The sequence below is a fragment of the Enterococcus sp. DIV1726a genome, assembly GCF_051710985.1.
Lineage (GTDB): Bacteria > Bacillota > Bacilli > Lactobacillales > Enterococcaceae > Enterococcus_B > Enterococcus_B hirae.
Genome location: NZ_JBIOLS010000001.1, coordinates 2,534,702 through 2,545,408, shown reverse-complemented (window position 1 = coordinate 2,545,408; position 10,707 = coordinate 2,534,702). Strand labels below are relative to the sequence as shown.

Sequence of the window (10,707 nt, the reverse complement as noted above, 5' to 3'; positions counted from 1 at the left end):
TGTTTACGGAACAGGACACAATTGTTCAGTCTTATCAACATTGAAACGAATTCATTTTCTCAAAGAAAAGATGAGTTGCTAATTTCGTGCTTTTTCTCTATCATCAAACAGTAGGCATTTGTTCGTGAACTAAAATGAATGTGAGAGGGGACAGTGAGATGTTTGATACAAATTTGATAACTTATTTGGACTGGTTGATCGCAATTTTGAATATTGCTTCAATCATTATTTTGCTGGTAGGGATTTTTTTAGTCTTAAAAAATCTTTTTGACTGGCACCCACTGAAAAAAGACTACGAACAGCGTAATTTCCGAAATGCGGAAGTACGCAAATTATTGGCTAGTTATATTTTGCTGAGTCTAGAGGTGCTAGTGGTAGCAGATATCATTGAATCAGTTATCAAACCAACTTGGACAGATATTTTAAAATTAGCAGTGATCATCATTATTCGAACGATTATTTCCTATTTCTTGAATTTAGAAACACAAGATAAAAAGCAAGTAAAGGTAGGAACACATAATGGAAATTAATTTGATCGAGAAACTTGCCCCTTATTTGGAACTATTAGTCATCGTATTAGACGTTTTTGCTATTTTAATCATTCTCTGGGGTGCCTGGTTAGCTATCAAAGATTTTCTCTACTTTTCTTTTACGGAACGAAGAATCAAAGCAGAGCGGATTAACCAAAACAATGCAATCAAAAAAATGTTAGGTGGCTATATCTTGTTGAGTTTAGAAGTCCTGATCTCAGCTGGTATCATTGAGTCCATTATCAAACCAACCTTGGAAGATGTCTTCCAGTTAGCTGCTTTGGTTGTGATCCGAACGATCATTTCGTTCTTTTTAAATAAAGAAATCGGCTCGGATGCACGACAATAAGTTATAAGTATCACTCAATTAGTTTATTATGGTGCGCCAACGTAGAAACATTTGCAATATAGAAAAAATCTCAAAACGACTTTCCATGTTTTGAGATTTTTTGTTTTGCTTTTTAATTGCCTAACATCAGCCAGTTTATAGAACGAACGTTATTAGACAGTTGTGCTAACAACTTGGTTTCTTCACTGGAAGCTGGCTTTCAGCGAAGCATACGCCGTTTTTTCCCAGCACGGCTTATCGAACTGCTTGAACTGCCCAGACAATCGATTTTTCAATTGTGTCTACGGAAACGGGAACAATTGTCGGAAACTGTTCTGCTTCTGGCGTATAGAGAGTTTTTTCACATAAAATCCGAGTGTTTTCTTGTTGTGCAGCACTTTTTATTGCTTCGTCTAAGTGCTGATAAACAACGGGATCGACTTCCATATCGAAAGTAGTGACGGACTCTAAGGCTTCTCGGTAAATCAGATATTTTACGTCTGAGTTGGTAACGATACGGACGTGGAGTTTTGTTTTATTAATGCGTAAAATGCCACTTAATTCAATAACGAAAGCGTCCAAACAATTGATTTTAAGTCGTAGTCTATAAGGTAATTGGGCTAACCATTGGTTGAATAAAGGCTGTATTTCGGCTAATAAGGATTGCTGTTCTGGGGACAAAAGATAAAATTTTTCAGGTACAAAGAGTTGATAATTATCCCATGCGGTGCGCATCAAACGAATTAAAGCGCGTTCGAATGCTCGGTTACCGATGAATTTTCGATTGAAATAGCTTTCAAACTGGGTAATCAGTTGCTTGATTGATTGGCTATCTTCAATGAAAACTTGATGGAGGTGACAGAAGTCTTCTTCGATTGCTTGGTAAGAATTGAAGCCATAATCACTGAGATTAAATAAGATCAAAGCAAAGTATACTTCATTTTCTTGATAATAATGTTTTAGTTTAGTTGTATGCCATGCATCCATCACATATTGATAAATGGGGCGTTTTTGAAGTTCGGCTATAAAATCTTGTTCAATCGATAAGGGATGCTTTTTTTGAGACAAATAGCTGATCAACAATCCAATACGTAAGATCTCACGATTGTCTTTATCGTAGATACGCCTACTATTAAAGGTTACCGATTCGATAAATTCATCTATTGCCAGGAAGTAGTCTGCTGGAAGTGTTGGGATCTTCAAGGTACCCGTTCGATAAGTCACATTCAATAATAATAAACGACGTTCGATCTCCGTAAATCGTGGAGAGTGGTGTTGGATTTGAATGTCACAATCTTCAAAATAAGCAAGTACTTGTTTTTTTAATGAATACGCTTTGCTAACAGAAATATACTCGATTTCAGTCAGTTGGAGATAATCAGGTTCATTTTCAAGATATAACTGACAAGTTTTAAGAAATAAAGAAGGGCGTGCTAATTTTTGTATCAGGCGAAAACGAGGGATCGTAGGATCAAAATACAAGGAACAAGTATCTTTTTCTCGTTGGCTATAGATGATCTCATCCTTGAGTTCAGTTCGAATCGCTTTGATGTCATTGAGTAACGTTGTTTTGCAGACTTGTAATAAATGTGACAGTTCGTCTAAATCGATTTCTTTTTTGTGATAGAATTGACCGCAAAGAAATAACTGGCGTAAAATATTTTTTTCCAAATAGTCTTCAAACATTAAAACTCCTCCGCTTTGTAGATGGTTGAACAATGTACCATTCATTATGCCATGATTTAAAGTTTAAAACACCTTTATTTTTTTTCATATGAATGAAAAAGCTTGTGTTGACAAGCTTTTTTGTTATAAAACGATGTTTTATAAAAATATAAAGAGAAAAAATCCTTGTGAAAAAAATACAATAAAAGTAAAAAATGGATGAGTAAACGGATAAATAAAATAATTATTTTTTTAATATACGTATTTATTTTTAAACACACTTAAGAAACAACAGTTTTTTATCTCATGTTTTTATAAAATATTCGTTATTATGAGTAGAAAATTCTGAAAAATCAGACTTTCTTTATTTTTTTCTAAAAAAAGGGGTTATTTTACAATGTTATAAAAAAAATTATCTCATTTTTTGTTCTATAGTCAGTAGTGTGATACAGATGGATGGTTTCATCTGCAGTTACAAAATCGTTGGCCAACGAGAACAATATGGAGGTAATAGACATGAAAGATATGGATATCAAAGCCGTCTTTATTGGCGACAAATCAGAAAATGGCGCATTTTACAAAATGCAATTGAACAAGATGGTCGATGAACATTTAGGCTGGAGAGAGAATTATCTTCCTGGTGACGTTGCAGCCATTAGTGAAGCCGACAAACAAGCACCTCGATATATCGCCACTCGTGAGCATATGGTGGAAGTCTTGGATGAAGTCAGTCAACGGATGCGTGCAGGATCAATCCCTTGGCATTCTGCTGGGCGTTATTGGGGTCAAATGAACGCTGAGACATTGATGCCTGCCTTGCTTGCTTATAACTTTGCTATGCTTTGGAATCCGAATAATGTGGCATTGGAATCTTCTATGGCAACTTCACAAATGGAGGCAGAAGTAGGGCAAGATTTTGCTGATTTATTCAATATGACCGGTGGCTGGGGTCATATTACAGCAGATGGCTCGATCGCAAACCTTGAAGGTCTTTGGTATGCACGTTGTATCAAATCTATTCCCCTTGCAGTGAAGGAAGTTTATCCTGAAAAAGTCAAAGATAAAACAGATTGGGAACTATTGAATCTTTCTGTCGAAGAAATCTTAGAAATGGTTGGAACCTTCAGTGATGAAGAATTAGATGCTGTCAAAGCAGCTTCATCTCGTAGTGGGAAACACCTCCAAGAACTTGGCAAATGGTTAGTGCCACAAACGAAGCATTATTCATGGATGAAAGCTTTAGACATTTGCGGGATTGGGTTAGATCAAATGATCGCTATCCCAGTTCAAGAAGATTATCGTATGGATGTTGCTATTTTAGAAAAAACGATCCGTGAATTAGCCGCACAAAAGATTCCAGTCCTAGGTGTGGTAGCGGTCGTTGGGACTACGGAAGAAGGCCAAGTGGATAGTGTAGATAAAATCGTCGAATTGCGAGAAAAATTATATAAAGAAGGAATTTATTTTTATCTTCACGTTGACGCAGCTTATGGCGGGTATGCACGTGCATTGTTCTTAAATGAAGCAGGCGAGTTTGTACCTTATGAATCTCTGCCAGACTTTTTTGAAGAACATCATGTATTTAATTATGATGTTTCCATTGATCAAAGTGTTTACGATGGGTTCAAAGCAATCTCTGAGGCAGATTCGGTCACGATCGATCCGCATAAAATGGGCTATGTTCCTTATGCTGCTGGAGGTATCGTAATCAAACACAAAGAAATGCGTAACATTATTTCCTATTTTGCTCCTTATGTTTTTGAAAAATCAGTAAAAGCACCGGACATGTTAGGCGCCTATATTTTAGAAGGATCAAAAGCCGGGGCAACGGCTGCTGCTGTTTGGACTGCCCATCGTGTATTGCCATTGAACATTACTGGTTATGGTCAATTGATTGGTGCCTCGATTGAAGCAGCTCAACGTTTCCGAGCATTTTTAGAACAATTGAGCTTTACCATCAAAGGGAAAACGATTGAAGTTTATCCTTTGAATCATCCAGATTTTAATATGGTCAATTGGGTATTTAAAGTCAAAGGATGCACGGATTTAAAAACGATCAATGAATTGAATGAAAAAATGTTCAATCGTTCTTCTTATATGGAAGGGGATGTTTATAGTGAACATTTCATTACTTCACATACGACCTTTATGAAAGAAGAATATGGAGATTCCCCACTTCCTTTCATTGAACGGATAGGTCTTTCGAAAGAAGAATGGCAAAAAGAACAAAAAGTGACATTGCTAAGAGCGGCAATTATGACACCATATCTTAATGATGACAAGATTTTCGAGTTCTATACGCAAGGCATTACCAAAGCCATGGAAAAAACACTCAATGAAATCTTATAACAATAAAAATTAACCGATAAACTGTCTAGTGAAGAACGGTGTTACAGGAAGCTATGATCAAAGAAGATAGATGATGCACGTTGAATTGTTGTATTCAGAGTAGAAAGAGTGGATGTTCAAACGCTTTTCCGATTCAAGATATCAAGATTATGTCAAACTCAGATAGTTGAAGACTAGTGAGTAATCGGATAAACGCAAGCAGTTCTTTTTCAAAATGAAATACTGCCATTAATTTTTTTCGTTCATAGCTTTTCCCCCCTGTAACGTTCAAATTAGATAGTTTATTCTGTGTTGATGGAAAGAAGGAAAATAACAATGACAGATTCGAAAACTTCACAAATCACTACACTGACATTCATCGGTATGACTTGTGCCTTAGTTGCTAGTGTTCGGAACATTCCTGATGTTGCAGCCACGGGTTGGACGATGCTTTTCTATATGCTTGTAGCGGTATTATTTTATGCTTTTCCTATTTCGTTGATCTCAGGTGAATTTGCTGGGATGTTTCCCCAAAAAGGTGGACCAGAACTCTGGGTCTCAAATTCTTTAGGACGAAAATGGGGCTTTGTTGTCTCATGGCTTTTATGGGTCCAAATGTTTCCAGGGATGGTGATGGTCGCTTCAGCGCTAGCACCTTTATTGGGTAATATGATTGATAACGTTCCTTTAGGGTTGAACAGTAAATTTACTTTGATCGTTATTCTAGTCGTGTATTGGATCATTACATTATTAAATTTGAAATTTGATATGGCTAAAATTGGTGGGAAGATCGGTGTTTGGTTAGGTCTATATATTCCATTAGCAATTATGCTTCTTTTAGGTATTTTTTCATGGATCAAAGTCGGTATCCAACCACATGCAACATTAGGTCATTTTTCTTGGGCTAAATTGATCCCTGATGCAGAAACAGCGAAATCATTCGTTTACTTTGCACCAATCATGTTTATCTTTACGGGGATCGAGATGTCATCTGTCTACATCACCCGTTTGAAAAATCCTGTAAAAACTTATACTAAAGGGATCTTTGCTGCATTGATTTTTCTCTTCTTTGTGAATACGTTGAATGCGTTAGTCGTAGCAAATGTGGTACCTAAAGGCCAAATGGAGTTGAATAATATTGCGCAATCCATTTCAATCTATTGTCAGATTCTAGGATTACCACATATCATCGTTAATATTTTCAGTCTATTAGTCTTTGTAGGTGTAGCTGTCCAATTATCTGCATGGGCTTCAGGACCAGCAAAAACAGTCACTGCAAGTGCGAGAAAAGGAGCATATCCACCAAAATTCAATTTTTGGAAAACGAACCAATTTGATGTGTCAAAATCAGTGATCTTAACACAATCAACGATTATTTCGATCTTTGCTTTGTTTTATTTGTTGATACCAGGTGTCAATCAGGCATTTCTGATGTTAGTGAACTCCACGACAGTGATTTATTGTATTGTATATGTCATTATGGGGATTGCTATTTTGAAATTAAGAAAAGCCAAACCTGAACTTGCCCGACCATTTAGAATCGGTAAAAAAGGTGGCAAGGGTGATTTAGGTGCATGGATCGTTGTACTTGTTCTTTTTGCAGCAATTGGCTGTTCGGTAGGTTTGACGATGCAAGCTGGAACGTTGATCAACTTTATCGCAGTAACGGTGATTAGTTTGATCTTATTCATTGCCCCATTATGTATTGATAAAATCAGAAAACCATCATGGGAACAAGAAGTCCAACAAAAATTGAATCAAGAATAAAGAAAAGGTGAGTAAGATGGAAAGAACCACAATGAAGAAAACTTTGACGAACCGGAATATCCAGATGATTGCGCTAGGAGGTGCGATCGGGACTGGACTATTCTTAGGTTCTGCCAAAGCAATCAAGTTGGCGGGACCTGCTGTCTTGCTTACTTATTTTGTTTGCGGCCTCGCTATTTATGGGTTGATGTATGCGATGGGTGAGCTCTTTTTATCCAATAATGAGTTTCAATCGATCGGCGATTTCATCCAATACTATTTAGGCGAACGATGGGCATTCTTAGTCAACTGGACGTATTGGTTATGTTGGATGGGTGCTGGATTGACCGAATTGACAGCGATTGGTTTATATATCCGCTTTTGGTTACCAGCACTCTCTCCTTTAATCAGTGGGATCTTCGCACTTATTGCCTTAGTGATCATTAACGTAGTTGCGGTTCGTTGGTTTGGTGAGTTGGAATCCTTGTTTTCAACTATCAAGATTTTTGGGATTTTATTATTTATTCTTTTAGGGATTGGCGTTTGCTTTTTGTACTTCAAGTCACCAAAAATTGGTGTCAGAGAAAATTTTGATCAGCTCCAAACTATTTTTCCATTTGGACTAACCGGCTTAGTTGCTGCTTTTCCAATGGTTTTATTTAGTTTTGCCGGAGTTGAAATGATCGGTTTAACGGTGGGCGAAACAGCAGATCCACAGAAAAACCTTAAAAAAGCGATCCAATGTTTACCCGCACGTATCCTCTTTTTCTATATTGGAACGATCGTGGCGATTTTGTTAGTCGTTCCTTGGCAATCTTTAGATTTAAAAGAAAGTCCGTTGGTCACGATGTTACAGTTCATTCATTGTAGCAAAGGGGCAGGAGTCATCAACTTGATCATCTTGGTTGCTTCACTTTCTTCCACGAATAGTGCCATTTATAGTACGAGTCGTATCTTATATAATACGGCAAAAGAAAAAAATCTTTCAAAATGGTTTCTAACATTATCTTCGCAGGGTGTGCCCTTGCACGGTATCTTATTTACTGGAGGCATGTTTTTATTAGGTCTTTGTTTACATTTTTTTGTATCAGATAGTCGGATTTTATTTCAATTACTTGCAGGCATGACCACGATTTCGTTCTTATTTGTCTGGTCAGCTATTTTATTTGCCCATCTAAAATTAACGAAAAGTCAGTTGAAAAAATGGAAAGATCGACTCATTCTATGTTTTTTTGGTTTGGTAGGAATCAGTTTGTTTTTTGAACCAACTACTCGTGTGATTCCCGTAGTTTCCGTTGTTTGGTTTGGTGTCTTGAACTTGATCTATCAACGGATTCGTCAGACCGCTCCAAAATGATTCGATATTTTCCCCTTATTTTTTTCAGGGTCCTCTGAAATAATTGACGTTAAATCAAGTCTCTCCTACCTATAATAAAAGTATCACAACCGAAAGAGGAGGGATTGCGATGGTCTGGTATAAAGAAACAGCCCAAGAAGTGATGAAGACACTCAAAACGACTCCAGATGGGCTAAACCAAGATGAGCGTATCAGTCGTTTAAAAGAAAACGGCTATAATCATATAGAAGTAAAAAAGAAAGTTAGTCCATTACGAAAGTTTTTGAAGCATTTGACAGAGTTATTGATGATTATCTTATTGGTTGCTTCTTTGTTAAAATTTTTTACAGGAGAAGTGATTGAAGGAAGTATTATTCTGGCAGTCGTTCTCGTCAATAGTTTTGTTGGTTATTGGCAAGAGCGAAAGGCTGAGGAAGCGTTAAACGGCTTAGAAAAACTTTTAGGACAGAACGCGGTGATTTTCACAGAAGGGATCAAAGAATTGGTTCCAGCTAAAGAATTAGTGCCAGGTGATTTGTTAGCGTTGAAAGCAGGCGATGTTGTACCTGCAGACGTTCGCTTGATTGAGGTCCATGACTTCATGGTAGAAGAAGCCGCATTGACGGGGGAGTCGGAAGCAGTTGAAAAGACTAGCGAACGATTGACGACAACCGTCTCAACCGGTGATCAGAAGAATCTGGCATTTTCTGGTACCTTAGTTCAAACAGGGACTGCGATTGGTGTGGTTATCGAAACGGGAGATACCACTGAAATCGGGAAAATCAATCAGGCACTACAATCAGTCCAACAACAAACTACACCACTCGTTAAAAAAATCAACCAACTAAACAAGCAGATCTTTCGTGGGATTCTTTTCCTTAGCTTGTTCTTACTCTTTTTCACGACATTTAGATATGGCTTGGAAATGAACTTCTTATTTTCGACGATTATTGCTTTGATCGTTTCGATGATCCCGGAAGGTTTACCAGCAGTACTCACGATGATCCTTTCTTTAGGTGTGAACGAAATGGCTAAAGAGCAAGCGATTATTAAAGGTTTGCCTTCTGTGGAAACTCTTGGCTCTATGACCGTGATTTGTTCGGATAAAACAGGAACCCTGACAAAAAACGAAATGAGTGTTGTCGAAACAGTGACGGATCAAGAAGAAACCATGTTGGCAATCATGAAAAACTGCCAAGAGATCCAAACCAAAGCAAATCAAAACGTGGCCGAATTAACAGGAAACCCGACCGAACTTGCTTTACTGCGTTACACGGCAAAAGCATCACTACCTTTGGAGCCAGTCAAAGGAAAAATCCCGTTTAGTTCAAGCTATAAATACATGGCAACAATGCATGACAAACAGGAACATGCGATTGTTTATGTCAAAGGGGCACCAGAAGTATTACTAGCAAAAGCGAACTTGACACCGAAACAAGTCGGAAAATGGCAAGAGGAAGCGATGAAACTCGCCCAAAAAGGACAACGAGTCTTAGGCTTTGCTTATAAGACACTTGCTCCTGATCAAGAATTGGGACATGATCAATTGAATGAACTGACCTTTGTAGGGATTGCAGGAATTATCGATCCACCAAAAGAGAGTGCGATCCGAGCAGTCAAAGAATGTCAAAATGCAGGGATCTCGGTGAAAATGATCACAGGAGACCATAAAGACACTGCGCAGGCAATTGCTGAACAAATCGGTCTCAAACACACAAAAAACGTGTTAGAAGGAATTGACATTGATCGCTTATCAGATGAAGAACTAGCGAAACAAGTGAAATCAGTAGATGTATTTGCCCGAACGACACCGGAACACAAGTTACGGATCGTGGATGCTCTTCAAAAAAATGAAGAAATCGTTGGAATGACGGGTGATGGTGTGAATGATGCGCCAGCTTTGAAGCGTGCTGATGTAGGAATTGCTATGGGAATCAAAGGGAGTGAAGTGAGCAAGCAGGCAGCGGACATGGTACTGGGTGATGATAATTTCCATACGATCGCTAAAGCGGTCAAAGAAGGGCGGAGGATTCTCGACAATCTTCAAAAAACAATCAATTTTTTCTTACCAACAGCTTTAGCCCAAGGACTGGTCATTATTTGGGCACTACTCGTTAACCAGCCGTTACCACTGACACCTGTCCAAATTTTATGGGTGAACATGGTTACTACGATCACGTTATCCTATGCTTTAGGATTTGAAAAAGCTGGTAAGGACACGATGAGTCGCTCACCGAGAGATCCAAAGCAAGGGATTCTCACCCGCTACAGTGTGTTTCGAATCTTTTATGTGTCATTGCTGATCATGATTCCTGCTTATTTACTAGCAATGAGCTTTGAAGGACAAGCGCTCCAACAAACCATGCTCTTACAAAATATCGTAGCTGCTCAAGCTGTGTATATGATCAATTGCCGCGAGTTACTGGATCCTTCATTGAATCGTAGTTTATTTGAAAACAAAGCGTTGTTCTTGTCACTCGGGATGTTAGTCCTCTTGCAAGCAGGAGTGATTTACTTACCGATCGCACAACAGCTAATTGGGACAACAAGTCTTTCCCTGACAGAGCAACTACCGATCTTACTAAATATTCTATTACTTTTTGTAATCGTTGAGATCGAAAAGCGGATCAGTAAGATGATCGCCAAAAAAAGAAATGCTGAGTTACCCACGTAAAAAGTACCACCACAAACAGGAAATAAAAGCTTATAAACGTACTCTTTGGCCATTACCAAATAGACATTTATAAGCTTTTGTTAGTTACTTGATCATTGAA

Annotated in this window: 7 protein-coding genes; 6 read left to right on the top strand and 1 reads right to left on the bottom strand. The window is 38.1% G+C overall.

Features of this window, described 5'->3' with window-relative positions; translation table 11 throughout:
• The first annotated feature begins 158 nt into the window (after window positions 1–158).
• Together IGJ27_RS11525 and IGJ27_RS11520 are read left to right on the top strand one after the other, a co-directional pair.
• A complete protein-coding gene (locus IGJ27_RS11525) occupies window positions 159–530 on the top strand; it encodes a DUF1622 domain-containing protein (RefSeq protein WP_010720990.1) in 372 nt (123 codons plus the stop codon).
• Window positions 520–879 carry a DUF1622 domain-containing protein gene (locus IGJ27_RS11520; RefSeq protein WP_010720989.1) on the top strand — a complete coding sequence of 120 codons (360 nt, stop codon included), beginning with the start codon at window positions 520–522 and terminating at the stop codon, window positions 877–879. The genes IGJ27_RS11525 and IGJ27_RS11520 overlap by 11 nt, the downstream gene beginning before the upstream one ends.
• Window positions 880–1,113: 234 nt before the next feature.
• Here the strand turns inward: IGJ27_RS11520 and IGJ27_RS11515 are convergent, their stop codons facing one another.
• On the bottom strand, window positions 1,114–2,544 hold the full coding sequence (locus IGJ27_RS11515; protein ID WP_178306342.1) for a helix-turn-helix domain-containing protein: 1,431 nt from the start codon (window positions 2,542–2,544) through the stop codon (window positions 1,114–1,116).
• A 495-nt stretch (window positions 2,545–3,039) separates the two neighbouring features.
• On the opposite strand from IGJ27_RS11515, the gene tdc reads away from it, so the two are divergent.
• The 4 genes from tdc (at window position 3,040) to IGJ27_RS11495 (ending at window position 10,607) form a co-directional block, all read left to right on the top strand.
• Window positions 3,040–4,872, top strand: coding sequence for a tyrosine decarboxylase (gene tdc / locus IGJ27_RS11510; protein WP_010720987.1), 1,833 nt, complete (start codon window positions 3,040–3,042; stop codon window positions 4,870–4,872).
• A 315-nt stretch (window positions 4,873–5,187) separates the two neighbouring features.
• Entirely contained in the window at window positions 5,188–6,618 is a 1,431-nt protein-coding gene (locus IGJ27_RS11505) for an amino acid permease (RefSeq protein WP_010720986.1), read from the top strand.
• Window positions 6,619–6,634: 16 nt separating this feature from the next.
• Window positions 6,635–7,954: an amino acid permease gene (locus IGJ27_RS11500; protein ID WP_178306343.1), complete on the top strand. Its 1,320-nt coding sequence runs from the start codon at window positions 6,635–6,637 to the stop codon at window positions 7,952–7,954.
• 109 nt (window positions 7,955–8,063) lie between these two features.
• Entirely contained in the window at window positions 8,064–10,607 is a 2,544-nt protein-coding gene (locus tag IGJ27_RS11495; RefSeq protein WP_034700471.1) for an HAD-IC family P-type ATPase, read from the top strand.
• Window positions 10,608–10,707 lie beyond the last annotated feature (100 nt).